Origin of the sequence: Amycolatopsis sp. cg5, from assembly GCF_041346955.1 — a bacterium.
Lineage (GTDB): Bacteria > Actinomycetota > Actinomycetes > Mycobacteriales > Pseudonocardiaceae > Amycolatopsis.
The window spans coordinates 9,009,434-9,033,907 of record NZ_CP166849.1 but is presented as its reverse complement, the minus strand read 5'-3'; the positions used below and the strand labels follow the sequence as shown (position 1 = coordinate 9,033,907).

Genomic DNA, 24,474 nt, shown 5'->3' with positions numbered 1-24,474 from the left:
TCGTTCATAATAGTTGTATGCACGAAGTACTTCGGCTGATCGAGTCCCGGATGGCCTCCGGCAGTTCCCCAGGTCGGCGCACCGATTCGGCCCGCCTGGCGCTGGCCATCGAGGGTGGCAGCAGCCGCGGCACCTACTCCAGCGGCATGGTCCTCGCACTCGAAGAACTCGGCCTGCTCCCCGCGTTCGACGCCGTCTACGGCTCGTCCGCGGGCGCGTTGAACGGCGCCTGGCTGCTCTGCGGCCGCTCGGCCACCGGCGTCCGCTCGTGGTGGAACCCCGACGTGATGCGCCGGATCATGAACCCACTCCACCCGCTGCGCGGCCGCTCGGTCATCGACCTCGACTTCCTGGTCCACCAGGTCTATTCGCGACTGGAGCCGATGGACTTCCCGGCCATCCTCGCCAACCCCGTCGAGTTCCACCCGCTCGCGACCGACGCCGACACCGGCGCGTCGACCGACCTCCACCCCTTCATCGTCGACATCGACACGGTCAAGCTCGCACTGGCCGCGACCTCGTGCATGCCGGTACTGGCCGGCCCACCGATCTCCCTCGGCGGCCACCGCTTCGTCGACGCGGGCGTCGCCGAGCCCATCCCGTTCCGCGCGGCCCTGTCCCAGGGCGCCACCGCCGTCCTGGTCCTGCGCACCCGCCGAGCCGACGAACTCCCACTTCCCCCACCCCGAGTCCAAGACGTCGTGGTCCCGCGCTTCCTCCGCCGCTACGCCCCCGGCACCTTGGACGCCTGGCGAACCCAGCACGCCCGAGACATCGCCGACGCCCAGACCCTCGCCTCCGACCCTCGCGTCTTCTCGGTCCGCCCACCCCTGAACGCACCGAACATCGGCGCGATCGAACGGGACCCTGCCGTACTCCGGCGGGCCGTCGACCTGGGCCGCGCCGCGGTCCTGACCGCACTGGCTCCCCTGCGCGTGACGACCTGACCCCCGTTGAAAGCCCGAAAGTGGCTTTCGTCAGGTCCCATCTGACGAAAGTGGCTTTCGGGCTACAAGACCTGACGAACGCCACTTTCGGGCTCGCCATGTCCCGAAAGTGACTTTGGGGGCACGCCATGTCCCGAAGGTGACTTTGGGGCCATGGCACGCCCCGAAAGTGACTTTGGGGCGCTGGTTAGGTGCCGAAAGCCGCATTGGGGATCTGGTACGTACCGAAGGACGCATTGGGGTCCTGTGAGGGACCGAAGGACGCATTCGGGACCTGGCGGGGACCGAAGGACGCATTGGGATTTTTTTAGGGTGGCCCAGCGTGGTCAGGCGGGTTTTTGGGCGATGCCGCCGATGACGCGGGACTCCGAGGGGGAGCGGGAGAACAGGGTCTCCGAGTCCGGGTGCCAGGCCGGGGCGTAGACGAGGCCGGGTGAGAGGAGTGGCCAGTCGCCGAAGAAGCGGCTGAACTCGGTCATCGTGCGCAGGACGCCGGGGTTGGTCGTGGTCTCGTAGTACTCGAGGAGGTCTATGAGCGCCTGGCGTTCGTCGTCGTTGACCGGGTTTTCGTTGGTCATCTGGGAGATGACGAGCAGGGAGCCGGGTGCGAGGCGCTGGCGGTAGTAGGCGAGGACCGCGTCGGGGTTTTCGGAGTCCTTGATGAAGTGCATGACCGCGTTGATCACCAGTGCGACGGGCTCGCGCAGGTTGATGATCTCGGACTCGCGGACGCGCTCCCACAGGTCCTCCGGCTGGAGGAAGTCGGCGGCGATCGCGTGGTGGCGGTCGGGGTCGGCGGTGTCGGCGAGCAGGACCTGGGAGTGGGCGAGCGCGATCGGCTCGTTGTCGATGTAGAGGACGTGGGTGTCCTCTTCGGGGCGGGTGTCGTCGGCGACCTCGTGGACGTTGCCGGTGGTGGGGAGGCCGGAGCCGATGTCGACGAACTGGCGAATGCCGAGTTCGGCGCAACGGCGGACCGCGCGGCCGAGGAACTGGCGGCTGGTCATGCAGTAGTCGCCCATGAGCGGGAGGCGGCGGCGGACCTTCTCGGCGAACTCGCGGTCGATCGCGTAGTTGGTGCTGCCGCCGATGAAGTAGTCGTAGATGCGCGCGGCCGACGGCCTGTCGAGGCTGTTCCCAATAGCCCGCAGGGCCTCGGTGTTGTCCATGCGCGCGCTCCCAGGTCCGGCTACTTGGCGTCATGTTAACCGCCGTGGGGGAGGCTGCCCGTCACCCGACCGGTATCGTGACCCGCAGGGCGGAGCACCCGCCTACTGGGAATGTGACTCAAATCACAAGCTGTCAACATCGTCAAGTACCCGCGCGTCTTCTTGCCGGCGGAAAGAAAGCTGACGGCTTACCCGGAAGGGAACGGTAATGCACGCGAGCGATATCAGACTGGACTCGACGTTCGGTTTGATCTTGGTGGCCGTCCTGGCTTTGCTCGCCGTGATCGCCGTCCCCTGGTTCTGGGATTCCTGGAAATGGCGCCGCACCGGCCGCAGCACCACCACTGTGACCGCCGTCATTCTCGTCGTCGTTTCGATGGGACTCGCCGGCAACATGATCGGCAATTTCTTCCCGACGGTCGGCGCGCTCATTGGCACCTCGAACCCGGCGGGCGAGGGCACGAACGGTGAGGGCGGGCTCAACGGCGGCGGCCTCGAGCAGATGAAGGACTACAACCGCGACCGTGGTGCCAAGGGGCTCGGCTCGACGTTCCATCTGACCGTGCTCGGCGAGCGCACCGGGCTCACCCGCGACGTCAACCTCTACATCCCGCCGCAGTACTACGACCCCGCGTACGAGGGCTTCACCTTCCCGGTGATCGAGTGGATCCCGAACTACCCGTCCGGACCCGAGGTCGCAGGCGGCGGATACAAGCTGTACGACCAGCTCGACGCCGCGATCGCCAAGAAGCTGATGCCGCCGACCGTGGTGATCGTCCCCGACCCGACGGGGGTGCCGAAGGTCGGGCACGACACCGAATGCGTCGACGAGGTCAACGGCGCCGCGAACGACACCTACCTCACCGCAGACATCCGCGCGTGGGCGCTCAAGACGCTGAAGGTCAACGCCGACCGGAAGTCCTGGGCGATCGCGGGCTGGTCCTCCGGCGGCTATTGCGCGCTCAACCTGGTCACCCGGCACCCGCAGTGGTTCGGCATCGCGGCCAGCGTCAGCGGGTACGACGCCGCGTGGATCGACGCCGAGACCACCGACATCTTCAAGGGGCGCAAGGACATCGCGGACGCGAACAACGTCTCGATCAACCTCGCGAAGCACCCGTCACCGGTCGATCTGCTCGCGATCGCGGGCGACAAGGAAGCCAACGAGGTCGCGTCCATCCAGCGGATGAACAAGGCCGTCGCGTTGCCGACCACGTTGACGTCCTGGATCATCCCGGACGCCGGGCACAACATGAACACCTTCAAGTCGCAGCTGCCCGACGTCCTCACCTGGATCGGGTCCAAGAGCGCGACCCCGCGGTTCGCGGGCGCCCGCAAGGTCACGGTCAGCGGCGAGGTCAAGCCGTGGCCGCTGCCGCAGACGGGCGCGAAGGGCGCGCTCGTGGCGACCGATCAGTAATCCTTGAGCACCGCGGCGTTCGCTGCTTTTTCGTAAGCGCCGAGGAACTTTTCCTTACCAGGGATGTACGGCATCATCCGGACCAGGAAATTGCGCCGCCAGATCGCGAAATTCGTCTTCGGCATCAGGCCGGTGGCATTTCCGGCGCCGATCTTGTGGTTCAGCTCGACGTATTCACGCATGTCTTCGCGGTAGTTCTTGAACGCCGTCTCGTGATTGTCGAGATGGGCCTGTAGTTCGCCGACGACGATGTACGCGCCGACCAATGCCATGCTCGTCGCCATTCCGGAAAGGACGGACGAGCTGTGCGCGGCGTCGCCGACCAGTGCGATCCGGCCCTTCGCCCAGTCGTCCATCTTGACCTGGGCGATCGAGTCGAAGAAGAAGTCGGTCGCGTCAGGGAGCGCTTTCAGCAGCCGGGGGATTTCCCAGCTTTCGCCGGAGAAGACGTCGAGCAGGATCTTCTTCTGCTGCTCGATGTCGTGCCGGTCGTAGAACAGCGGGTCGGAACTCCAGTGGAACATCGCCATCGCCTCGGAGTTGCCACGGGCGCTCTGCATGCCCGCCGCTTTGCCGGGCATGTTGTAGAAGCATTCCCAGTGGTCGAGGTTCAGGTGGTTTTCCGTGGTGAAGATGGCCATGTAGTAGCCGAGGTGGTGAATGAACCGCGACTCGTCGCCGAAGGTCAGCGCGCGGACGTTGGAATGCAGCCCGTCGGCGCCGAACACGTAGTCGAAAGTGCGTGGCGCACCGCGTTCGAAGGTGACCTCGACACCGTCGGCGGTTTCGGTGAGCGATGTGATCGAGTCGCCGAAAACGTATTCGGTGTAGTCCTTCGTGGCGTCGTACAGGATGCGGCTGAGGTCGCCGTGCAGGATCTCGACTTCGGCGACCACGCCGGATCCGCCGAGGAAGTCCTTGCCCAGACTGCCTTTCACCTTGTTGTTGACGTCGACGTAGGAAATGCCGTCGACGCCGGTGCCGCCTTCCTTGATGGTTTCGAAGAGTCCCATTCGCTTGGTCACCTCGACCGCGGTGCCCCGCAGATCGACCGCGTATCCGCCATCGCGGATCTCGGGAGCCTGCTCCACCACCGTCGCGTTGAAACCGTAGTGGTGCAGCCAGTAAGCCAGAGCGGGCCCGGCGATGCTCGCGCCCGAAACGAGTACGTTCATGTTCTTCGCCACCCTGGCGAGTGTACACACGTCCTATATGATCGTTTAGTACGATCGTATGTGCGCGTACCGTTGTTGGACCTAGTTCAACAAGCTTTCGACCGTCTGAGCCGCGGCCGTGACCTGCTTCGATCCGGTGGCCCACGAGACGGAGCTCGGCCGCGAGGTCAAAATGACCACGATGTACCGGTCTTCTTCGCCCACTAGGCCGGTCGTGTGGAGATTTCGCGTGGGGTCACAACAGGACCAGCCCTGTTTCACCGCCCACGGCCTGTCGATACCGTTCGGTATACCGAAATACTGATCGAATCCGTCGGCGCCGGTCTTCGTCGCCTTGCGCAACGCGGTCAGCACGACGGAGCGGACGTCGTCCGATGCCTTCTCCATCAGATATCGGTAAACCTTCACCATGTCCGACGCGGTGGTGCGCGTGCTGCCCCAGTGACCGGGATCCGTCGGCGGTTTCGTGCGGGCCAGCCCCATTTTCGTCGCCCACCGGGTGACGATCGACTGGCCGCCGTTCGCCACCCACAAACTGCTCGCGATGTTGTCGTCGCTGCGCGAAAGCATCTGCGCGACGGTCGCGTTCGACGAGGTGCCCTTGTCCAGCGCGTCGAACGCGATCAGCAGTTTCACCAGTGACGCGGTGGTGAAGACCGTGTCGGCGTGCTCGGCGAGCAGCGCCTTGTTCTCCTGCCGGTCGTAGACCATCGCGCCGACCTGACCACCGGGCACCTGGCCGGAAAGCTTCGCCGTCGCGGTGACCTTCGGCGACGGTGTCGGTGTCGGCGTGGGGCTCGGCTCCGGTTCCGGGGCGGGTTCCTCGGCGGAAGTCTCCGACGGGGTGACACCCGTCGCGGTGGTCTCCAGCGGCATGGACAACGAAGCCTGCGCCGGCCCGCGCGTCGAATAGATGAACGCGAGCATCGCCACGACCGCGCCGACGCACAGTCCGGAGAGGAGCATTGCCGTTCGCTTGCTCATGATTGGTGTTGTGCTGAGCGGGCCTCCGTATTCGCCGTAACCGGCCTGATTGTGGGATGGCTCTCGATCGGGTGAAAACCGGGGACGCGGCGGCCGGAACTGACAAGCAGTACCGTGACAGGAATCATCGAGCGCAGGGTTGAAGCCCCGGGAGACCGGCCAGACCTCGCCGTGGAGGACCCGAAGGAGTCCTTCGCGCGGCTCTTCGACGAGTACGCGAGGCCGTTACGCGGCTACCTCGCGGGCCGGGTCGGCGAGCACGTGGCGGACGATCTCGTCGCGGAGACCTTTCTCGTCGCGTTGCGAAGACGCGCGAGTTACGACCCGACGCAGGCACCCATTCGCGGCTGGTTGTACGGGATCGCGACCAATCTGCTGCGCAACCACGTCCGGCACGAGGTCCGCGGCTACCAGCTCACGGCCAAGGCCGTCGGCGAGGAAGCGCCCGCCGAGAACCACGACGTCAGAGTGGCCGACCGGGTCGACGCCGCCAGCCGTCTGCGCAGGCTCGCCGGCGAGCTGGCCGCGCTCAGCGAGGCCGAACGCGACGTGCTCCTGCTGACCTCGTGGGCCGGGCTCGAACCGGCCGAGGTCGCCGAGGCACTCGGGATCCCCGCCAGCACCGTGCGCTCCCGGCTGCACCGGGTCCGGCACAAACTCCAGGCTTTCTTGACCGACAAGACTTTTGAGGAGAACGTCAGTGAATGAGCTCGACCAGGCTCTCGACCAGCTGAACCGCGAAGCCCGTGACTCCCACGCGCCACTCACGGACGCACGCGCGAAGCTGATGGCCGCTGTCGACGCCGAAGCAGCGCTCCCGCAGCTCAAGCCGCGGCGCCGTCGGCTGGTGATGCCTGTCGCGGCCGCTGCCGCCGGGGTGCTCGCGATCACGGCGGTGGTCGTCCAGGTCCGGTCCGACGAGCCCGCTCCCCAGGCCGCGGTGCCGCCGGCGTCCGGGAAGTCGTCCGAGGCGCCGTCCGAAGCGCCCGCCGTGACGCTGGTGGCCGCCGAGGTGCTGAACAAGGCCGCTGACCTGTCCGTCGGCGCGGTGGACCAGCCGGTCGGGCCCGGCCAGTTCCGCTACATCAACAAGCACGTCTGGAACACCCGCGGTCAGAGCACGGGTGTCTCCGTCGACGCGCCGGACCAGACGATCAAGGGCAGCACCTACCTGCTCGAACTGCGGTACCAGACCTGGATTCCCGCCGACGAGAAGCAGACATGGCTGGAACGCCGTGAGGTGCTCGGCCCGCTGAAGTGGATCGGTGGCACGTCGCCGGAGTCCGAGACGACACCGCCGCCGATCATGGACACCGACCGCGGTGACCGGCAGGGCGCGTGCGGCGACTTCTTCCCGAAATCCAAGCCGAAGAAGGTCTGCGGCGACGTGACCGACTCGGCCCAGCCCGCGTTCTACCGCAACCTGCCGAACGATCCCGACAAGATGTTCGCGAAGCTGAAGGACATGACCAAGGGCCGGGGTTCCACGCCTGCGGTGATGTTCCACTTCGGACTCCAGATCCTCGAGGACGGCCTGATGCCCGCCGAACAGCGCGCCAACTGGTACCGCGCGCTGGCGAAGATCGACGGCGTCCGGGTGATCGAGACCGCCGCGAACCTCGACGGCCGCACCGGCATCGCGCTCGGCATCGACGGTGAGCACGAGCGTCGCGACCTGATCATCGACCCGAAGACGGGCGAGTTCATCGGCGTGCGCAGCGTGGCGGGCGAGCACCCGTACGACGCGTGGATCAAGCCGGGCACGGTCACCGAGTTCAGCGCGGTGAGCACGGGCGTGGCGAACACGCTCGGCCAGCCGCCCGCCAACTGAGGTCGTGCGCGTTGCGGGCGGTTATTTGAGCGGAATGTCAAAGGTGGCGTGTCTGGTGTGCTCGGCTGTGGCCGGGGTGGCTGTGTGGGAAATGCGTCGTTGAACGACGCATTTCCCACACGGTCAACCTGCTTGTCCAGCGCCTGAGGGTCGTTGAGGACAGGCTGAGTGCGGTTTGCGGCGTTGGACGACGCAAAACGCACTCACCCAGGTGCGAGAGCCAGGTATGAGGGGAGCCTTCATCCGCGGTCGGTTCGGGTGAGGGCCTCCCTCACCCGAGCTGAGTGGGTGGGGGCCTCCCTCACCCGTATATGCGGTCGAGCTAGGCCCTCACCCCACGGATCCGAGCGAAGTAGGCCCTCACCCACGCCCGACCACGACCCTGACACGCACGAGGCAGCAGAAAAGCGGTCGTGAGTGTTTTCGCCGGTTAGAACCGGCCGCACCACTCACGACCCCCACGCCGAGCCGACGATCACGCCACGTTTGGGTTTCCGCTCAAAATAGAACCGCCCGCAACGCGCACGAGCCCTTACCTGGCAAGCCTCGCCTTGACCTCGCCCGCCGCGGCGATGGACTCGGCCGCCGACTCGCCTGGCAGCGGCAGCAGCACCACCGACTCGCTTCCAGCCTCATGCAGCTGCCGCACTCGCTCGGCACAATGCTCAAGCGGGCCCGAAACGCTGAGCTGGTCTATCCACTCAGGACGGAGCTGTGACGCGACGTCCTCGCCGCTTTCCATGATGGCCAACAGTTCCTCGCCGAATGGCATCGGCCGGACATGCGGCGCCGAGTTCACGCCGAGTGCGGCCGCGACGCGCCCACGAACCCGTTCGCGGGCGCGCTCGTGGTCCTCGTCGAGCGCGAACCAGTTGTACGTCGTGATCGCGTTGCCGGTGATTTCGCGCGTCTCGCGGATGTACTCCGGCGCGGCGGGCTCCGCGAGGATCGTCCCGTCGGCCTTCCTGCCGGATACCGCCAGCGACTTCGGACCGCGGACGCCGGCCAGCAGCGGCGGCACCACCGAGGGCTTGTACTCCAGCTCGACCTCGTCCAGCCGGACGTGCTTGCCGTCGACCGAAACACGTTCGCCGGACAGCAGCCGCTTGATGACGTCGAGCGTTTCCTCCAGCGCTGCCAGCGGGGACTTCGGGTACGCGCCGATCTGGCGCATCCACGCCGGGACGCCGTGTCCGAACGCGACGGTCAGCCTGCCGGGGTGGAGCTGGGCCAGCGTGGCGAGCTCCATCGCGGCGATCGCCGGGTTGCGGGCGACCGTGGGCAGCACGCCGATACCGACGGTGATCGACTCCGTCACCGCGAGCACGGTCGCCGCGTTGGCGATGCCGCCGGTGTAGAAACAGTCCTCGACGACCCACAGCTCGTCGAGCCCGGACTGGTCCGCCTGGCGCGCGAGGCCCCTCATCTCGCCGGGCGCCACTTGGCGGTTGATCCTCGTGCCGACACGCATGCCGTCTCCTCCTGTGGTCATACCCCTACCCTGCGCAGCACCTGCAGCAGGTATTCCTTGCGGTTGAGCGGATTCTGGTCGGTACGAGATCGTTCGGGCACCTCGCCGGTCACCGGCTGGTAGCGCTCGAACGACGACTCCAGCACGCCTTCACCCCGGGTGAGCGAGGGCAGCCGCTGCTGCAGCCCGTGCACCTCGGCCGCCGGGATCTCGCCTTCGAGCACCGCCGAAGTGCCGGTCGTCAGCGGGATGGCACGCAGTTTGGCGAGTGCGGAAGAGACCGCGCCGAAGGTGTCCGGCGGCAGTTCGAGACGGAACCGGTGCATCGGCTCGTACACCGTGGTCCCCGCCTCCTTCAACGCGTCCATCAGCACCAGCGGGGTGAGGTTGCGGAAGTCGCCTGCCGTGCTCGACATGTTCTTGTCGAACGTACCGTGCGCATGGCTTTGCCGTGCCCAGTAACCGGAATGGGTCATCGTGATCACACAGTCGGTGACCCGCCACCCGTGTATCCCTTGCCGCAGTGTCTCTTTCACGGTTTCCTCGACCGCCTTGACGAAGGAGTACGGCATCGACCCGAGCTCCACCTCCAGCCGGAATTCGACACCGGAGTCGATCGGGGCCGGGTCGATGCGCAACCCGACGGTGGCCAGGAACGGGTTCGGCTCCTTGTCGATGATCTCGAAGGCCGAGCCGGTGCCGCTCGGTCGTTCGAGACAGATCGTGGTCGTCTCGCGGAAGGTCACCTCGACGCCGAACTCCTCGGCCAGCGTGGCTTGGATGACCTCCTTCTGGACCTCGCCGTAGAGCGACACCGAGATCTCCTGCCTGATCGCGTCCTGCCGGAGGTCGATCAGCGGATCCTGCTCGGCCAGCCGGGTCAACGCCGGGTGCAGCGCCGCCTTGTCCGACGGCCGCACCGGGACGACGACCGTCTCCAGTGTCGGAGGCGCGAAGTGGTGCCGTCCGGCGCCCGCTCGCGGTTCGCCGATCGCGTCACCGATCCGGATTTCGGTGAGCCCCCAGAGCTTGCCGATCTGCCCGGCGCTCACCTGCCCGCTCCGCACGGCCGAACCGTTCTCGAAAACGTGGATCGCGGTGACCTTTTGCTCTGCGGGCAACCGATCCCTGATCCGCAGTGTCCCCGAGAACATGCGGACGTAGGCGATCTTCTCACCGGCAGGGCCGCGTTCGACCTTGAAGACGGTGCCGGAAACCGGTCCGTCCACATCGGACTCGGCGGCGGGCAGCAGGCTCTTCATCCCGGTGGTCAGCTCCCGCGTTCCGGCGCCGGTGATGGCCGAGCCGAAGAACACGGGATGGACGAGCGCTTGCTTCGACTGAGTCGCGAATTCCTTGCGCAGCAGCTCTTTTGACACCGCGTCGTCGAGATAGGCCGCCAGGAAAGCATCGCTGTTTTCGGCCAGGACATCCGCGTCGGGTGTGTCATTGCGGATCGCAGCGGGAGTGAGCTTCGCGGCGATCTCGCCGAGCACGCGCTCGGGATCCGCGCCGCGTCGGTCGAGTTTGTTCACGAAGATGAGCGTGGGAATGCGCAGACGTCGCAGCGTGCGCATCAGGACGCGGGTCTGCGCCTGCACGCCTTCGACGGCGGAGACCACCAGCACGGCTCCGTCGAGCACGCTGAGCACCCGCTCCACCTCGGCGATGAAATCCGGGTGACCGGGTGTGTCGATCAGGTTCACCGTGACGTCGTCGAGGGAGAACGAGACCACGGCGGATTTGATGGTGATGCCACGCGCGCGTTCGAGCGCGAGCGAATCGGTCTGGGTGCTGCCGTCGTCGACGCTGCCGATCTCGTCGATGACGCCCGCGGTGTGCAGCAGCCGCTCGGTCAGGCTGGTCTTACCGGCGTCGACGTGGGCGACGATGCCTAAGTTCAAGGTGTGCACGAAGAGTCATGTCCTCTGGGTAGACGGTGATCACCACTGGGTAGGACATGGCTGTTCCGCGCATGACGACTCCTTCGAACGGTCTGGCAGCCGACTAGAGCAGAGGTGCCGTGCGGCAGGCAACCGAATTTTCCCGATGATCGGCACGGCCGACTTGGCGGATTGACATTAGTAAAGATTCCTTCTTTACTCGGTCGGATGAACCACTTGGGGCGTAGGAGTTTTCTGCTCGGTTCGGCCGGAGTCGCCGGTGCGGCGGCGCTACCCGGCACCGCGTCGGCCACCGAGGAAGGTGGCGCGGGCACGCAGGTGATGGCCAATGCCGTCGGCTACGAAGCGGTAGGCCCCAAGCGGGTGATCTTCGCGAGCCAGGGTCAGTGGTCTGGACCTGGCGGGTTCCGCTTGGTCGACAATCTGACCGGCGCCGTGGTGTTCCGCGGCCAGGCCAAACCTGCCGTCACGGTCGAGGACTGGCGCAAGGACCAGTTCCCCGAGGTGCCCGATTTCTACCGTGTGGGCGACTTTTCGTCGTTCACCAAGCCTGGTGAGTACGTCGTGGTCGCCGACAACGGCGGCTCGTCGTGGCCTTTCCGCATCGAGCAGAACCTGTTGGAGCGGTTCACGCTGCCCGCTGTCGTCCACTTCTTCAAGGAATCCCGCAGCTCCGGCCAGTTCGACAAGGCCGACCGGAGCCTCGCCGTCGGCACCACCGGCCAGCGCTGGGACGCGCACGGCGGCTGGTACGACGCCGCCGCCGACTGGGGCAAGCACTTCACGCAGCTGTCCGGGCTTTCGTACTTCAACACGCTGTCGATCCCGCTGACCGCGTGGGTGCTGTTCGCCGCGCACGGGAACCTCGACCGGCGCAAGGACAAGAACTTCGTCTCGCTCACCACCTGGCTGCTCGACGAGGCGTTCTTCGGCGCCGACTACCTCGTGCGCACGCATGTTCCCGGCAAGTCCTTCTACAGCGGTGTTTCCCAGCCGGAGGACGACTTCCTCGACGTCGACCCGACGCTGCGCAAGCTCAACACCAAGCAGGTCAACTATCGCGAAGGCGGTGGCGCGGCGATCGCCGCGCTCGCGCGGGCGAGCACGTACGGCATCAGCGGCGAGTACACCCCGGCCGAGTACCTGGCCGCCGCCAAGGACGCGTTCACCTTCCTGCAGGCCAACAACACCGACATGACCAACGACAAGAAAGAGAACATCCAGGACGACTACAACGCGCTGCTCGCCGCGACCGAGCTGTTCAAGGCCACCAAGGACGCCCAGTACCAGCAGGCGGCCGACGCCCGCGCGACGAGCCTGACGAGCAGGCTCGCGAGCTGGCAGAAGTACCGCGACTACTGGCGGGCCGACGCGGTCGACCGGCCGTACTTCCACCCGTCGGACGCCGGGCTGCCGGTGGTCAGCCTGTTGTCCTATGTGGACATCGCGGGCGACGCCGTCAAGGCGCAGGTGCTCGCGGTCGTGCGCAAGTCGCTGGAGTTCGAGCTCGGCGTCACCGCCGAGGTGCCCAACCCGTTCGGCTACGCGCGGCAGCTGATCCAGGGCCGCGAGGGCAACCGCTACACCGGCTTCTTCATGCCGCACGACATCGCGCCGCGGTCGGACGACATCTGGTGGCAGGGCGAGAACGCCCGCATCGCGTCGCTCGCGTCCGCCGCCAGGCATGCCGCGCGGTACTTCGACGACGCGTTCGCGGCACGGCTGCGTGCCTACGCGCAGGACCAGCTCAACTGGATACTCGGCGTCAATCCGTACGCGACGTGCATGCTCGAAGGGCCGGGGCGCAGCGTGCCGCTCTACCTGGAGTACGCGAACGACGACCCGGCCGGGTCGTGGCGGTGGCTGCGGTGGCCCGGCGGCATCGTCAACGGGATCACCGGCAAGGGTGAGGACGGGCGCGGGCTGCAGTGGGATCCCGGCCGGGCGGCCACCGGGCCGAACACGGACTGGCGCTGGCTGGAGCAGTGGCTGCCACACGCCACCTGGTATCTGCACGCGGTGACCGCTCGTATTTGACAGACTCCTATTGTTCCGCGAATGCCGGTATTGACAAACATGCCGAATAACGTGCATGTTGTTTTGTCGGCTATCGCAGGTTCGAGGAGCCCCGGATGTCAGGCAACGACGCTCGGATAACCGCGGAAAATCTCGCCAAACAGCGGCTGGACATCGTCCGCGCGCACCTGGAATCCGCAGGTTACCGCCCAGGCTGTACCGGCTTCCCCGATGAACGTGCGGAAAACGTGCATTACCATGTCGCGGAAGACTCGGTGGTCGCCGAATTCGACTTGCTCGGAACGGCGACCGGCCGGAATTTCACGGTCCGGTCGGCCGCCTGTTTCGTTTTCGAAGCAGGCGGCGACCGTATCGTGGGAGAGCGGCGTTATTTCGACCGCGTTTCCTACTTCGAGCAGTTGGGGCTGCTCACCGGCTGAGGGTCAGCCGCGGCCCGGCTGGGTGTTGCCCGCGGGCAGCGCCTTGCCCGCGGCGTCGACGGCTTTCAGGCCCGACGGCTCGGTGACCTTGTCGAACCAGAACACGACGATGTCCGGGTCCTCGCTCCACTTGGCCGTGTGCGCCTCGGCGCCCTTGGCGGTGATCTTCGCGGCCGGGCCCGCGTAGTAACCGAAGGCGCCGCCCCCGTTGTTGCCAACGGACACGGCGTGGAAGCCGGGTGCCTTGTCGGAGCCGTTGAACTCGTTGGCGACGGTGTCGGCCGTGAGCTTGCCGTCCGCGCCGCGGTGGCCCTTCATGATGCCGAAGTGCGTGTTCGGCAGCGACGGCTCGGTCACCGCGACCGCGTAGAACACGACCTCGCCCTTGGCGTCCTTGATCCCGGTCGAGATGACGTCACCGACCGGCTTGCTCTCCGGAGCCTCCGGAGCGGCGGCCGGCGCCTCGGCGGGTGCGAACACCTTGTCGGCCGCCGGTGCCTCGCCTGCCGTGGCCACGCCGGTCGGCTGCTCCGCCGCGTTGGCGCTGAGCACGCCGGTCACCGCGATGGCGCCGCAGGCGGCGACCGCCGTGGCGGCCATGAGCACGCGGCGGGTGAGGCGGGTGTTCTTCTGCATGGATCACTCCCTGGTCAGACGGTTGGAGATCATCTGCCGGGAAAGACGAGAGGACGTACCCGAAAGTTGTCGCGCCCGCGCGCAACCTTTCGGGCCACCCGCTCGTCGTTAGTGATCATGGCCAGGAGTGACGACGAGTTCGTGGAGTTCATGCAGGCGTGTTCCTCGCGCCTGCTGCACGCCGCGTACCTGCTCACGGGCAACCGGCACGCCGCGGAAGACGCGGCGCAGACAGCGCTGGCCAAGACGTACGCGACCTGGACGAAGGTCCGCCGCAAGGACGCGTACGCGTACACCCGGACGATCCTTGTCAATCACGTGATCGACAAATGGCGCCGTCCGCTGCGTGAGCATCCCGCCGACGAGGTGCCGGAACGCGCCGTCGACGCCGACGTCGATTCGGCCATCGTCCAGCGGGAATGGCTGATGGAGAAGCTCAACGAGCTGACCGGCCGCGAACGCGCGGTCGTGGTCCTCCGGCACTACTTCGACCTGCCGGAGGCCGAGGTCGCCCGCGAGCTCAAGGTCTCCGTCGGCACCGTGAAGAGCACCAACTCGCGCGCGCTGGCGAAACTGCGGATATCCATCGACCCGGCCACGCTGATCGGGGGTGGAGGACGATGAACGACCTCGACGCACTGCGCACCGCGCTGAACGAGGCCCCACCCGAGGGCCTGGCGCTCGACACCTCCGCCGTCCTCGCCGATGGCAAACGTTTGCGTCGCCGTCGCCAGCTGCTCCAGGGCTCCGGTGTCGTCGGCGTCGCGGCCGTGGTGACCGCCGTCGTGCTCGGCTCGGGCCTGCTTCGCGCCGTCCCGCCCACGCCTGACGCGCCGATCGCGGCCCCGCCGTCGACCAGTGTCCCCGTCGAACCGCAGAGCGTGCCCTACGGCGACGTCATCTCCAGCGGGATCAAGGCCGCGGGCGGCGAGTTCGTCTACTACGCGGTGCGGATCGACGACCCGGTGAACCTGCCGCAGACGCACTTCGGCCTGATGACCGCGCTCCGCGCGCCGGACGGCAAGATCACCGAGCTCCTGTTCGTCAACGAGACCGGCGGCGTGTCCGACCGCAAGCCTGGCTTCCGCGAGGTCGACGGCGGTGAGCAGATCAAGGGGACCTACGTGCCGGTGTTCGGCTACTTCGTCGGCCCGGTCGCGAAGATCACCACGACCGCGCACGGCAAGGAGGTCCAGGCGAGCCTGGCCAAGTGGAGCGTCGACCCGTCGGTCACCGTGTTCTGGTTCGACCCGCAGCTCGTCGACTCGGACAAGGCGCTGAGCCCGCCGTACGCCTACGACGCCGCCGGTAACAAACTGTCCAGTTGAGCTGTTGGTGTGAGCGCCGACACACTAGCGTGGCTGAATGTCGCTCAGCGAGGTGCGCGCAGCCGAGATCGTCGCCGAACACGACGAGGAACGGCCTGCCCGGCGGCTGACCGGCCGGACCGACCGGTTCGTCTGGCTGATCGCGCTGGTCGTCGCACTGCTGGTGCTCAAACAGGTGTTCTTCCCGTTCAGCAAGGGAAACCAGTTCTATCTGGTGATCTTCCTCGGCTGCACGCTGCCGCTGGTGTTCGTCTGCTACCGCCCGCTGCTGCGCAAATCGGGTGACGCGCCCGGCCATCTCGACTGGGCGCTCGCGGCGGCCGCGTTGTTCGTCGGGCTCTATCCGGTGCTCGGCGGGTACGACGCGTTCCTCGACCGGCAGGGCACTTTGTCCACAATGGACATCATCGCGGGCGCGCTGCTGCTGGTGCTCGTGCTGGAAGCGACCAGGCGGACCACGGGAATCGTGCTGCCGACGGTGTGCGTCGCGTTCCTCGCGTACGCCTACTACGGCGGATTCCTGCCGCAGAACTGGGGAATCGCGCACGCCGGCGTCGACTTCAGCCAGATCGTCAACGCGCTGTACAACGACGCGACCGGGTTCTTCGGCACCCCGCTGGACGTCGCCGCGAGCTACATCGTGCTGTTCACCATCTACGGCGCGGTGCTCAACGCGTCCGGCGCCGGGAAGTTCTTCGTCGACATCTCGTTCGCCGCCTTCAAACGCTCACGCACCGCGCCGGGGCGGACGACCGTGCTGTCCGGGTTCCTGCTCGGCACGGTCTCGGGTTCGGGCACCGCGACCGCGGTCAGCCTGGGCGCGATCACCTGGCCGATCCTGCGCAAAGCGGGCTACCCCAAGGAAAACGCGGGCGGCCTGCTCGCCGCGTCCGGGATCGGCGCGATCCTCTCGCCGCCGACGCTCGGCGCGGCCGCGTTCATCATCGCCGAGTACCTGCAGACCTCGTACCTGACCGTGCTGATCTGGGCGACCATCCCGACCCTGCTCTACTACCTCGGCATCGTGTTCGCGGTCGAGGCCGACGCACGCCGGTTCGGCGCGAAGGCCGTCGACCTGCCGACTGAGAACGCGCGGAAACTGTTGCTGCGCGGCGGTTACCACTTTCTCTCGCTCGGGATCATCGTGGTGTTCCTGGCGCTCGACATCCCGCCGTTCGCCGCCGTGGTCTACGCGACCGGCGTGGCGGCGGTGTTCACGCTCATCTCGCGGCTGACGTCCGGCGAAGGCTTCAAGAGCTGGGCCATGGACATGCTCGACGCGTTGTCCGCCGGCGTGCGCGGCGCGCTGCCGGTGATCGCGGTCTGCGCCGCGGCGGGCGTGATCACCTCGACGATCACCAAGACCGGGCTCGGCCAGGAGCTGGCCAACGCGCTGGTCGAACTCGCCCGCGCGGTGGCCGACAACGCGACCGTGGTGCTGGTGCTCACCGTGGTGCTGTCCGCGATCGCGGTCGGCGTGCTCGGCCTGGCGGTGCCGGTGACGGCCTCGTTCATCATCGCCTGGGTGGTGATCGGCCCGGCGCTGGCCGGCGTCGGTGTCGACGGGCCCGAGCGCGCGATGTTCATCTTCTACTACGCGGTGCTGTCGGAGGTCACGCCGCCGACCGCGCTGGCGGCGGTGGCGAGCGCCGCGATCACCGGCGGCTCGGTGCTCAAGACGATGTGGCAGTGCTGGAAGTACACGCTGCCCGCGTTCCTGGTGCCGATCGCGTTCGTGCTGACCGACAACGGCGCCGCGCTGCTGTTACAGGCGAAACCGTTGACCGTGCTGTGGGTGACGGCCGTGTCGGCGCTCGCGGTCGGCGCGCTCGGGGTGGTGACCGGCGGCTGGTTCTTCGGGCCGGTGCGCATCCCGGTGCGCGCGGTCTTCGTGCCCGCCGCGTTGTGCCTGCTCTACCTGGAACCGGTCCCGGTGTTCGTGGGACTCGGCTTCTGCCTGCTGGGAGTGGCTCTGCAGGTCTTTTTCCGGATGACTGAAGGAGAAGCGGATGCGAGCGAGGGCGTTGCTGGTGATCGCGATGCTGACGGTGACGGGCTGCGGCGGCAAACAGGCGACGCAGGCGGGTGACGGCGCGGGCTGCGAGGCGGCCGACGGCCGCATCACCATCGCCACCGGCAACAGCGGCGGCGTCTACTACGTGCTCGGCGGCGGCCTCGCGCAGCTGATCAGCAACAACACCAAGCTGAAAGCCACCGCGGCCGAGACCGGCGCCTCGGTCCAGAACATCCAGCAGCTGGTCAACAAGGACTACGACATCGCGTTTTCCCAAGGCGACACGGCGACCGACGCGGTCAACGGCACCGGCCCGTTCGAGGGCAAACCCCAGAAGATCCAGGCACTCGCCCGCATCTACCCCAACTCGACCCACGTGCTCGTCCGGTCCGACACCGGCATCAACACGGTCGCCGACCTGCGCGGCAAGCGCGTCTCAACGGGCTCGCCGAAGTCCGGCACCGAGGTCGTCGCGAACCGCCTGCTGCAGGCGGCCGGTCTGAACCCCGAGACAGACGTCCAGGCCCAGCGCCTCGACCTGGCGAAGACGTCCGACGGCATGAAGTCCGGCACGCTCGACGCGCTGGTGTGGGTCGGCGGCCTGCCGACCGCGCAGATCACGGACATCACGACGTCGATGAAGGGCAAGGTCAAGCTGCTCGACCTGAGCACGCTGGTCGAGCCGCTGAAGAAGATCAACCCCGGCTACGGGCCTGGCATCATCCCGGCCGCGTCGTACGGTCTCGGCGCGGACGTCCCGACGTTCGTGGTCCCGAACATGCTCCTGGTCCGCGAGGACTTCCCGGCCGCAAACGCTTGCGCGATCACGAAGCTGATCTTCGACAAGCGCGCCGACCTGGAGAAGGTCCACCCCGCCGCCAAGCAGATCGACAAGGTGACCGCGCGTCAGACGGACCCCGTGCCGCTGCACGCCGGCGCAGGCCAAGCCCTGGGGTCGTGAGTGTTTTCGCCGGTTAGAACCGGCCGTACCACTCACGACCCCTTTCTTCGGCTGCCTCATCCGGGGCAGGGTCGTGGTCGGGCGTGGGTGAGGGCCTAGTTCGCTCGGATCCGTGGGGTGAGGGCCTAGTTCGACCGCATATACGGGTGAGGGAGGCCCCCACCCACTCAGCTCGGGTGAGGGAGGCCCTCACCCGAACCAGCGTGGATGAAGGCTCCCCTCATACCTGGCTCTCGCACCTGGGTGAGTGCGGTTTGCGTCGTCCAACGCCGCAAACCGCACTCACCCTGTCCTCAACGACCCTCAGGCACTGGACAAGCAGGTTGACCGTGTGGGAAATGCGTCGTTCAACGACGCATTTCCCACACAGCCACCCCGGCCACAGCCGAACACCTTCCGCTCAATAGAACCGGCCGTACCACTCACGAGTCCTTGGCTTGCGGAAGCTTCCGTGGTCGCTTGCTCGGCTTGGCCGACGGTGGTGGCACGACGGGGCCGATGTCGCCGTCCGGGGCTTCGTCGAGGTCGACCATGACCGGGGCGTGGTCACTGGGCCCGGTGCCCTTGCGCGCCAGCCGGTCGATCCAGGCGGCCTTGACCCGCCCGGCGACCGGCGTCGACGCCAGCACCAGGTCGATCCGCATGCCCAGGTCCTGGTGGAACATGCCGGCCCGGTAGTCCCAGTAACTGAAGATCCGCTTGTCCGGCCACCGATCGCGCACGACATCGTGCAGCCCGAGCGCCAGCAGCGACGTCAGCGCCGCCCGCTCGGGCTCGGTCACGTGCGTCTGGCCGACGTACGCCGCGGGGTCGAAGACGTCCGCGTCGGCAGGCGCGATGTTCATGTCACCGCAGACGAGCGCGTCGGCCGGGCCCGCGGCGACGACCTCGGCCAGCTTCGCCAGCCAGGCGAGTTTGTAGTGGTAGTGCTCCGAATCCGGCTCACGGCCGTTCGGCACGTACAGCGAGTGCACGCGGACGCCGCCGCAGGTCGCGGCGACCGCGCGAGCCTCCTGATGCGGAAAGCCGGGCGCGCCGTCGATGCCGGTCACGACGTCCTCGAGGCCGACCTTGGACAGGATCGCGACCCCGTTCCACTGGACCTCGCCGCTCAGCGCGACCTCGTACCCGCGCTGCGCCAGCTCGTCGCCGAGTAAGGCGAGGAAGGCGTCGTCGACGAGCTTGGTCTCCTGCAGGCAGACGACGTCCGGCTGCCGTTCGTCCAGCCACGGCAGAAGCCGGGGTACCCGCTGCTTGACCGAGTTCACGTTCCAGGTCGCTACGCGCATCGGCCAACGGTAACCCGTCGGGTGGGTGTGAGGGAGGCTCACACCCACCCGGGCAAGGTCAGTCCTGCTCGACCTTGATCTCGATCTGCTTGTCCTTCAGCGACTCGGTGTACGGCATCGCCAGCTCGAGGATGCCTTTGACGTACCTGGCGCTGATCTGCGAAGCGTCCGCACCCGGCGGCAGCGAGACATTGCGGGTGAACGAGCCGTAGTGGAACTCGCTGCGCCCGCTCGACACCGCACGCGCCTCCCTCTGCGCGTTGATGGTCAGCACGCCGCCGTGCGAGGTCACCGTGATCTGCTTGTCGGCGTCGAAGCCAGGCAGCTCCGCGCGCACCACGTACTTTCCGTCCTCTGTGGACTCTTCGATTCGTACCATGTTGGGATCACCGAACGGCCAAGTGTGCTCCAGCCACGAGGCAAGGGTGGGAAATGCCGTCCGCGGACTGGGAAACAGCGAGGTCATGCCAGCTCTCTTTCGTCGCGGTTTGCATTGCACCCCAATGAAACCGCGACCTGACCCACGCGCGATGCGGCCGGATTACCCCGAAAACCAGGGGCAAAGGTCACCAGTTCAGAACGCCGTGTGGGTGACCCAATGGTTGAGCAGCGCGCGATCACCGGTGACGCCGTCGACGGGCAGTCGTCCGGTGAACATCAGCATGAGATCGCGCACCGGCCCGGAAACGGTGACATCGGCGGCTTCGGACGAAGCCTCCCAGCGCACGCCGTCCGGCGTCCGGGTGATGCGCCAGCCGTCCAAGCCGGGTTCTTCGGGCTGCCACAACAGGGTCTGGCCCGTTCCGTGCAGATCCGCCACCTCAGGCTTGAGTTTTTCCGCGCCAGGATAGGAAATCAGCTGCAGGCCTTCGGTGATCACGTCGGCCGCGTGCCCGGGGTCGAGCTTGTATTCGACGCCCGCGGTCAACGCCGAGTCCGCGTGGTGCACGGTCGTGTCGTTCAGCAACCGCCGCAGCCAGAAGATCGCCGGTCCTTCGGTCGCGACGATCCAGACCTTGGCCTGGGGGCCGACCGTCCGTACCGCGTCGATCAACAGGGTTGCCCCGATGCGCAGCCATTCGGGCCAGTTTCCGGGCGGGCCAGGGTTCGCTTCGCTCGGGTCGGGCAGTGGGACACGGCAGTCGGTGCGGATGATCTCGGCCGCCCAGCGGTGGGCGGCGCCGACGTGCACGACCAGGTCGCGGACCTGCCATTTCGGGCAGGTGGGCACCCGGGTTTCCGGGTCCAGTCCGTCGATGTTCGCGGCCAGCCCGGCCGTTTGCTCGCGCAGGCGCCCGGCCAGCAGATCGAAGTCCAGTCCCAGCATGAAGTTCCCCTTTCGCGCGGTGGTGCCCGTACCGTAGGAACTCCAGTCGGGTGGAGGTTCTAGTGACTGTGACCCAGGACACACTTGGCATCGGTGAGCTGGCCGAGCTGACCGGGGTCTCCGTGCGCACGATCCGGTTCTACTGCGATGAGGGCATTCTCGAATCGCGGCGCAGCGCCGGCGGGCATCGCCGGTTCGACCCGGCCGCGGTGGAGCAGCTGAACCTGGTCCGGCGGCTGCGCAGGCTCGGGCTCGACCTGACGGCGATCACGGCCGTGCTGCTCGGCGAGCGGTCCATGGACGAGGCGATCGCCGCCACGCGTGCGGCGCTCGACGTCGAGTTCGAGACGCTGGCCTGGCGCCGCGCGTCGTTGAGCGCGATCGAGCAGGCGAGCCCCGCCGAGCGGGCGGCGCGGATGGATCTGCTGGCCAAGGTCGTCGACGGGCGGGCCGCGCACGATGCCATCGTGACGTTCTGGCGTGGCCTTATCCTCGCGCCGATCCGGGAATCGCTGGCGGAGAAGTTCATCGTCTCGAACGCGCCGGAACCACCGTCCGCGCCGACGCCGGGCCAGGTCGTCGCGTACGCCGAAATGGCCACGCTCGTCGCGGACCGCTCGCTCAGCGAACGCTTGATCGCCAGGTCGCGCGCCAATGTCGAGAAGGTGCGCGACGAGGAAGGGCTGTGGGACGGCCTCGCCGAAGCCGGTGGCGCCGCCTATCCGTTGATTCTGGCCGGGCGGGCACCGGAACCGGGGAAGGCGCTCGACCTCTTCGTCGACGCGCACGCGTCCGCACGCGGCGAGCGCGACAGCCCGGAATTCCGGCGTGAGCTGCTGCTGAGCGTCGACGCCGACCGCGATCCCCGGCTGGGCCGCTATTGGCGGCTCTCCCGTGAGGTGACCGGGGCCGCGGTCCCGGTCGGCGTGCTGCTCTGCTGGCTGATCGACGCGCTCGGCGAATCCGTCAGCGCTTGTGGATGAAGTAGGCCTTGTCGCCGAGTACCGCGCCGACCTGCACGGTGATGTCGCCGGTGCTGTCGACGAAGCCGACCTTGAACGCGATTTCCTTGCCTGGCAAGACATCCTGGGTCGGCGCGCCGGTGAAGCCCGCAGCGGAATCGAAAACCTGTTCTGCCGCCGCGTTTCCGGCGGTGGCCTGGATCACCAGCATGGACGTCCATGGCTTGTCGGAATGATTGACCACGGTCACGTCGTAACTCATCGCCTTGGCGTTCGGCTGCAACGAGTACTTGCCGGTGGTGAACTCCTTCGGGTTGGCCACGGTGATGTCGACATCCGTGCCGTGGAAGGTTTCCCCGACGTTGAGTGTCTGCGCCGGCCCGGATCCGGTGAGCTTGTCGATTTCCTTCACCACCGCGTTCTGCGCCAGCGCGGTGAACACGACCGCCGCGACACACAGTGCCACGCCGACAGCGGCGAGTGTCTTCTTCGTCCCGAAAAACGCGATCACGCCGAGAACGAATCCGACGCCCGCGACGACGGCCGTCAGATTGTTGAAGATGATGATCGGGGAACCGACGATCCCGACGATTCCCAGTATCAACGCCGTCCACGCCAGAGCACCGAATTTGACGGGACGTGCCTGCGCGACCGGCATCGGCGCGAGTGGTGGCATGGCAGTCATGAGCTGGGGATTCCTCTCTCCTGCGACGAGCGTGAACGCAGAACTGGTCGCGTTCGGCGGCCGGCCCGTTACGGGGAAATTCGTCCGTAATAGGAAAGTCATCGAGGCTCACGCTTACGGGTGGTCCGACACGCGTGCGAGACCTTGGGTAGCCTGGCGGGGAAACCGGCCTGGGGGCGACGTGTTGTTCGATTATGGTGAGTTCTGCTTGTGGTGACTTTCGCTGAGTTACGCGCGGCTCCGGAGGAGTTCGCGCCGGTACGACGCAATGCCGTCCGTGCGGGTGTGCACGCGCTGTGGGTGCTCGGGCTGAGTCTCGCGATCACCGCGGGCACCGGCCGATTCGGATTCTTCCCCGCCGACCAGGGCTTCATACTGGGCCAGGCTCGGCGCGTCCTGAATGGTGAGATTCCGCATTCGGACGTCATTTCCGCGCGCCCATTGGGTTCCGCGGTCATTCACATCCTTGATTTCGCGTTGCCTGGCCCGCTTTTCCTCGCCTCGGCCGTGCTGAGCATGGTCGAGATCATCTTGGGCACCATCGCGCTCGCGGTGATCGTGACGAATCGCCCGCTGCTGACCTGGGGAGCAGGCCGCACCGCGCTGGTCGCGGCGGCCGCCGTGCTGAACCTCAACGCGTTCCCGTTGATGGCCTGGCACACGATCGACGGCATCACGCTGACCGCGTGCGGAGTCTGGGCGTTGCGCTCGGACTCGGTGCGCGTGCGGCGGCTCGGGCTGTTCCTGTTCGGCGTGGCCGCGCTGGTGAAGCAAAGTTTCGCGCCGGTCGTGATCATCGCGGGCCTGTGGCTGCTGCTGCGCCCGCGTGGCAAGCGCTCGTTCGCGGACTTCTGCTGGCTGGGCGCGTTCCCGCTGGCCTACGTCACGGTCGTCTCGCTCGACGGCGGCTTCGGCGCGATGGTCGACCAGCTCACGACGGCCGCGCCCGCGTACGGCGAAGGCCTGCTCGGGTTCTGGCTCGACGAGATCCCCACCGCGATCAAACCGCTGCCGCTGTTCGTCTTCGCCGCCATCGCGGCCGTCGCGGTGCTGGCACGCGCCGCCTGGTCGTCGTGGCTTCTGCTGCTGGCCGGCGTCACGGCCGTGATCTGGGTCGTCGTCGACGGCGGTTTCGTCGGCCCGAGCCGCTGGACGGACGCGCTCTGGTGGATCTTGGCGGTCGCGATCGTGGTGCACGGCCTGCTGCGGCGCGCGATCCCGTGGGGCGCGCTGCTCGTGCTGGGACTGGGCTTCCTGATCAGCCTCTCGTGGGGCCAGGACACGCCGACGCTGCTCGCCGGCAGCATGGCGCTGACCACGTTCTTCCTGCTGGCCGACCTGGTCACGTTGCCGGAAGGCCGGGTGCGCATGGCCGCCGGTTTGGCCGTCTTCCTGGTCGTCGGCCTGTTCACCGTCTCGCTGCGCGACGACCTCACGTACATGGACCGCCCGCGCGCCGAGCTGACCCGCGACCTCGGCGACGTGGCGCCGTCGATGTACGGCATCCGCACCAGCCAGGGCATGTACACCTACCTCTCGCAGCTGCGCGGCTGTCTCGACCGCTTCCCCGCGGCCAAGGTCGCCGTGCTTCCCGACAACCCGTTCGCGTACGCCGCGTTCGACCTGCGCAACCCGTTCCCGGTCGACTGGCCGCTCCCGCTGGAGATGGTTGCCGACGCGCCGCAGCGCATGATCGCCGCCGCGCACGACCTCAACCGGCAGGGCTCGTACCTGGTGCTGTTCCAGACCGTCGACCAGAAAACGCTCATGGCAGGCGGCCCGATCCCCGACGAGGTAGGCCCTGACCAGCCCATTTTCGACTACTTCGGCATCGCGGCCCACGTGAAGGCGGCGCTGACGGGCGAAACGATCACCTGCGGGAACTTCGTCGGCAAGTGGCAGAGGTGATATAACA

Annotated in this window: 22 protein-coding genes; 12 read left to right on the top strand and 10 right to left on the bottom strand. The window is 67.2% G+C overall.

Going from position 1 to position 24,474, the window contains the following annotated elements; all coding sequences use genetic code 11:
• The first annotated feature begins 17 nt into the window (after nt 1-17).
• Nucleotides 18-947, top strand: a complete 930-nt coding sequence (locus tag AB5J62_RS41040; RefSeq protein WP_370945441.1) for a patatin family protein — start codon at nt 18-20, stop codon at nt 945-947.
• Nucleotides 948-1,273: 326 nt separating this feature from the next.
• Here the strand turns inward: AB5J62_RS41040 and AB5J62_RS41035 are convergent, their stop codons facing one another.
• Nucleotides 1,274-2,116, bottom strand: a complete 843-nt coding sequence (locus AB5J62_RS41035; RefSeq protein ID WP_370945440.1) for an SAM-dependent methyltransferase — start codon at nt 2,114-2,116, stop codon at nt 1,274-1,276.
• A gap of 208 nt (nt 2,117-2,324) precedes the next feature.
• On the opposite strand from AB5J62_RS41035, the gene AB5J62_RS41030 reads away from it, so the two are divergent.
• Nucleotides 2,325-3,536, top strand: coding sequence for an alpha/beta hydrolase (locus AB5J62_RS41030; protein ID WP_370945439.1), 1,212 nt, complete (start codon nt 2,325-2,327; stop codon nt 3,534-3,536).
• Here the strand turns inward: AB5J62_RS41030 and AB5J62_RS41025 are convergent.
• Both AB5J62_RS41025 and AB5J62_RS41020 read right to left on the bottom strand, forming a co-directional pair.
• Entirely contained in the window at nt 3,530-4,723 is a 1,194-nt protein-coding gene (locus AB5J62_RS41025) for an FAD-dependent monooxygenase (protein ID WP_370945438.1), read from the bottom strand. The two genes, AB5J62_RS41030 and AB5J62_RS41025, sit on opposite strands and share 7 nt — an antisense overlap.
• A gap of 69 nt (nt 4,724-4,792) precedes the next feature.
• Nucleotides 4,793-5,695 (bottom strand): serine hydrolase, encoded by a 903-nt coding sequence (locus tag AB5J62_RS41020; RefSeq protein ID WP_370945437.1) that lies wholly within the window; start codon nt 5,693-5,695, stop codon nt 4,793-4,795.
• A 114-nt stretch (nt 5,696-5,809) separates the two neighbouring features.
• Between AB5J62_RS41020 and AB5J62_RS41015 the strand changes: the two genes are divergently transcribed.
• Entirely contained in the window at nt 5,810-6,403 is a 594-nt protein-coding gene (locus AB5J62_RS41015) for an RNA polymerase sigma factor (RefSeq protein ID WP_370945436.1), read from the top strand.
• Complete coding sequence (locus AB5J62_RS41010; RefSeq protein WP_370945435.1) at nt 6,396-7,526, top strand: CU044_5270 family protein; 1,131 nt, start codon at nt 6,396-6,398, stop codon at nt 7,524-7,526. Before AB5J62_RS41015 ends, AB5J62_RS41010 begins: the two co-directional genes overlap by 8 nt.
• A gap of 532 nt (nt 7,527-8,058) precedes the next feature.
• Here AB5J62_RS41010 and AB5J62_RS41005 read toward each other — a convergent pair.
• Both AB5J62_RS41005 and AB5J62_RS41000 read right to left on the bottom strand, forming a co-directional pair.
• Nucleotides 8,059-9,018, bottom strand: coding sequence for an LLM class flavin-dependent oxidoreductase (locus tag AB5J62_RS41005; protein WP_370945434.1), 960 nt, complete (start codon nt 9,016-9,018; stop codon nt 8,059-8,061).
• The gene (locus AB5J62_RS41000) at nt 9,015-10,910 is read right to left on the bottom strand and encodes a GTP-binding protein (RefSeq protein ID WP_370945433.1); all 1,896 of its coding nucleotides are present in this window, start codon (nt 10,908-10,910) and stop codon (nt 9,015-9,017) included. The genes AB5J62_RS41005 and AB5J62_RS41000 overlap by 4 nt, the downstream gene beginning before the upstream one ends.
• Nucleotides 10,911-11,108: 198 nt before the next feature.
• On the opposite strand from AB5J62_RS41000, the gene AB5J62_RS40995 reads away from it, so the two are divergent.
• A complete protein-coding gene (locus AB5J62_RS40995; protein ID WP_370945432.1) occupies nt 11,109-12,938 on the top strand; it encodes a glycoside hydrolase family 9 protein in 1,830 nt (609 codons plus the stop codon).
• Nucleotides 12,939-13,033: 95 nt separating this feature from the next.
• Nucleotides 13,034-13,357, top strand: a complete 324-nt coding sequence (locus tag AB5J62_RS40990) for a nuclear transport factor 2 family protein (protein ID WP_370945431.1) — start codon at nt 13,034-13,036, stop codon at nt 13,355-13,357.
• A gap of 3 nt (nt 13,358-13,360) precedes the next feature.
• Here AB5J62_RS40990 and AB5J62_RS40985 read toward each other — a convergent pair whose 3' ends face one another.
• Nucleotides 13,361-13,993, bottom strand: a complete 633-nt coding sequence (locus AB5J62_RS40985) for a hypothetical protein (RefSeq protein WP_370945430.1) — start codon at nt 13,991-13,993, stop codon at nt 13,361-13,363.
• A 117-nt stretch (nt 13,994-14,110) separates the two neighbouring features.
• Here AB5J62_RS40985 and AB5J62_RS40980 point away from each other — a divergent pair, with 117 nt between their 5' ends.
• Genes AB5J62_RS40980 through AB5J62_RS40965 form a run of 4 tightly spaced genes read left to right on the top strand, consistent with a single transcriptional unit; the run spans nt 14,111 to nt 18,296 of the window.
• A complete protein-coding gene (locus AB5J62_RS40980; RefSeq protein WP_370945429.1) occupies nt 14,111-14,617 on the top strand; it encodes a SigE family RNA polymerase sigma factor in 507 nt (168 codons plus the stop codon).
• Nucleotides 14,614-15,321, top strand: coding sequence for a hypothetical protein (locus AB5J62_RS40975; protein WP_370945428.1), 708 nt, complete (start codon nt 14,614-14,616; stop codon nt 15,319-15,321). Before AB5J62_RS40980 ends, AB5J62_RS40975 begins: the two co-directional genes overlap by 4 nt.
• Nucleotides 15,322-15,358: 37 nt before the next feature.
• Nucleotides 15,359-17,410 (top strand): TRAP transporter permease, encoded by a 2,052-nt coding sequence (locus AB5J62_RS40970; protein ID WP_370945426.1) that lies wholly within the window; start codon nt 15,359-15,361, stop codon nt 17,408-17,410.
• Nucleotides 17,331-18,296: a TAXI family TRAP transporter solute-binding subunit gene (locus AB5J62_RS40965; RefSeq protein ID WP_370945425.1), complete on the top strand. Its 966-nt coding sequence runs from the start codon at nt 17,331-17,333 to the stop codon at nt 18,294-18,296. Before AB5J62_RS40970 ends, AB5J62_RS40965 begins: the two co-directional genes overlap by 80 nt.
• A 422-nt stretch (nt 18,297-18,718) precedes the next feature.
• Here the strand turns inward: AB5J62_RS40965 and AB5J62_RS40960 are convergent, their stop codons facing one another.
• The 3 genes from AB5J62_RS40960 to AB5J62_RS40950 all read right to left on the bottom strand — a co-directional run bounded on the left by AB5J62_RS40960 (nt 18,719) and on the right by AB5J62_RS40950 (nt 20,912).
• Nucleotides 18,719-19,585 carry an exodeoxyribonuclease III gene (locus tag AB5J62_RS40960; protein ID WP_370945423.1) on the bottom strand — a complete coding sequence of 289 codons (867 nt, stop codon included), beginning with the start codon at nt 19,583-19,585 and terminating at the stop codon, nt 18,719-18,721.
• Nucleotides 19,586-19,643: 58 nt separating this feature from the next.
• Nucleotides 19,644-19,964: an Hsp20/alpha crystallin family protein gene (locus AB5J62_RS40955; protein WP_370945421.1), complete on the bottom strand. Its 321-nt coding sequence runs from the start codon at nt 19,962-19,964 to the stop codon at nt 19,644-19,646.
• A 195-nt stretch (nt 19,965-20,159) separates the two neighbouring features.
• On the bottom strand, nt 20,160-20,912 hold the full coding sequence (locus tag AB5J62_RS40950; RefSeq protein ID WP_370945420.1) for a maleylpyruvate isomerase family mycothiol-dependent enzyme: 753 nt from the start codon (nt 20,910-20,912) through the stop codon (nt 20,160-20,162).
• 62 nt (nt 20,913-20,974) lie between these two features.
• Here AB5J62_RS40950 and AB5J62_RS40945 point away from each other — a divergent pair, with 62 nt between their 5' ends.
• Entirely contained in the window at nt 20,975-21,895 is a 921-nt protein-coding gene (locus AB5J62_RS40945; protein ID WP_370945419.1) for a MerR family transcriptional regulator, read from the top strand.
• On the opposite strand, the gene AB5J62_RS40940 is transcribed toward AB5J62_RS40945, so the two are convergent.
• Nucleotides 21,879-22,559, bottom strand: coding sequence for a hypothetical protein (locus AB5J62_RS40940; RefSeq protein ID WP_370945417.1), 681 nt, complete (start codon nt 22,557-22,559; stop codon nt 21,879-21,881). The two genes, AB5J62_RS40945 and AB5J62_RS40940, sit on opposite strands and share 17 nt — an antisense overlap.
• 213 nt (nt 22,560-22,772) lie before the next feature.
• Between AB5J62_RS40940 and AB5J62_RS40935 the strand changes: the two genes are divergently transcribed.
• Entirely contained in the window at nt 22,773-24,467 is a 1,695-nt protein-coding gene (locus AB5J62_RS40935; RefSeq protein WP_370945416.1) for a hypothetical protein, read from the top strand.
• Nucleotides 24,468-24,474: the final 7 nt, after the last annotated feature.

What these genes read in the sequence shown, in the direction of transcription:
- AB5J62_RS40990 (WP_370945431.1), top strand. Translation starts at nt 13,034, where the DNA reads ATGTCAGGCAACGACGCTCGGATAACCGCGGAAAATCTCGCCAAACAG.
- AB5J62_RS40955 (WP_370945421.1), bottom strand. Translation starts at nt 19,964, where the DNA reads ATGGTACGAATCGAAGAGTCCACAGAGGACGGAAAGTACGTGGTGCGC.
- AB5J62_RS40965 (WP_370945425.1), top strand. Translation starts at nt 17,331, where the DNA reads ATGCGAGCGAGGGCGTTGCTGGTGATCGCGATGCTGACGGTGACGGGC.
- AB5J62_RS41030 (WP_370945439.1), top strand. Translation starts at nt 2,325, where the DNA reads ATGCACGCGAGCGATATCAGACTGGACTCGACGTTCGGTTTGATCTTG.
- AB5J62_RS41040 (WP_370945441.1), top strand. Translation starts at nt 18, where the DNA reads ATGCACGAAGTACTTCGGCTGATCGAGTCCCGGATGGCCTCCGGCAGT.
- AB5J62_RS40980 (WP_370945429.1), top strand. Translation starts at nt 14,111, where the DNA reads ATGGCCAGGAGTGACGACGAGTTCGTGGAGTTCATGCAGGCGTGTTCC.
- AB5J62_RS40940 (WP_370945417.1), bottom strand. Translation starts at nt 22,559, where the DNA reads ATGACTGCCATGCCACCACTCGCGCCGATGCCGGTCGCGCAGGCACGT.
- AB5J62_RS40970 (WP_370945426.1), top strand. Translation starts at nt 15,359, where the DNA reads ATGTCGCTCAGCGAGGTGCGCGCAGCCGAGATCGTCGCCGAACACGAC.
- AB5J62_RS41020 (WP_370945437.1), bottom strand. Translation starts at nt 5,695, where the DNA reads ATGAGCAAGCGAACGGCAATGCTCCTCTCCGGACTGTGCGTCGGCGCG.
- AB5J62_RS40950 (WP_370945420.1), bottom strand. Translation starts at nt 20,912, where the DNA reads ATGCTGGGACTGGACTTCGATCTGCTGGCCGGGCGCCTGCGCGAGCAA.
- AB5J62_RS40960 (WP_370945423.1), bottom strand. Translation starts at nt 19,585, where the DNA reads ATGCGCGTAGCGACCTGGAACGTGAACTCGGTCAAGCAGCGGGTACCC.
- AB5J62_RS40975 (WP_370945428.1), top strand. Translation starts at nt 14,614, where the DNA reads ATGAACGACCTCGACGCACTGCGCACCGCGCTGAACGAGGCCCCACCC.
- AB5J62_RS41005 (WP_370945434.1), bottom strand. Translation starts at nt 9,018, where the DNA reads ATGACCACAGGAGGAGACGGCATGCGTGTCGGCACGAGGATCAACCGC.
- AB5J62_RS40985 (WP_370945430.1), bottom strand. Translation starts at nt 13,993, where the DNA reads ATGCAGAAGAACACCCGCCTCACCCGCCGCGTGCTCATGGCCGCCACG.
- AB5J62_RS41035 (WP_370945440.1), bottom strand. Translation starts at nt 2,116, where the DNA reads ATGGACAACACCGAGGCCCTGCGGGCTATTGGGAACAGCCTCGACAGG.
- AB5J62_RS40995 (WP_370945432.1), top strand. Translation starts at nt 11,109, where the DNA reads ATGAACCACTTGGGGCGTAGGAGTTTTCTGCTCGGTTCGGCCGGAGTC.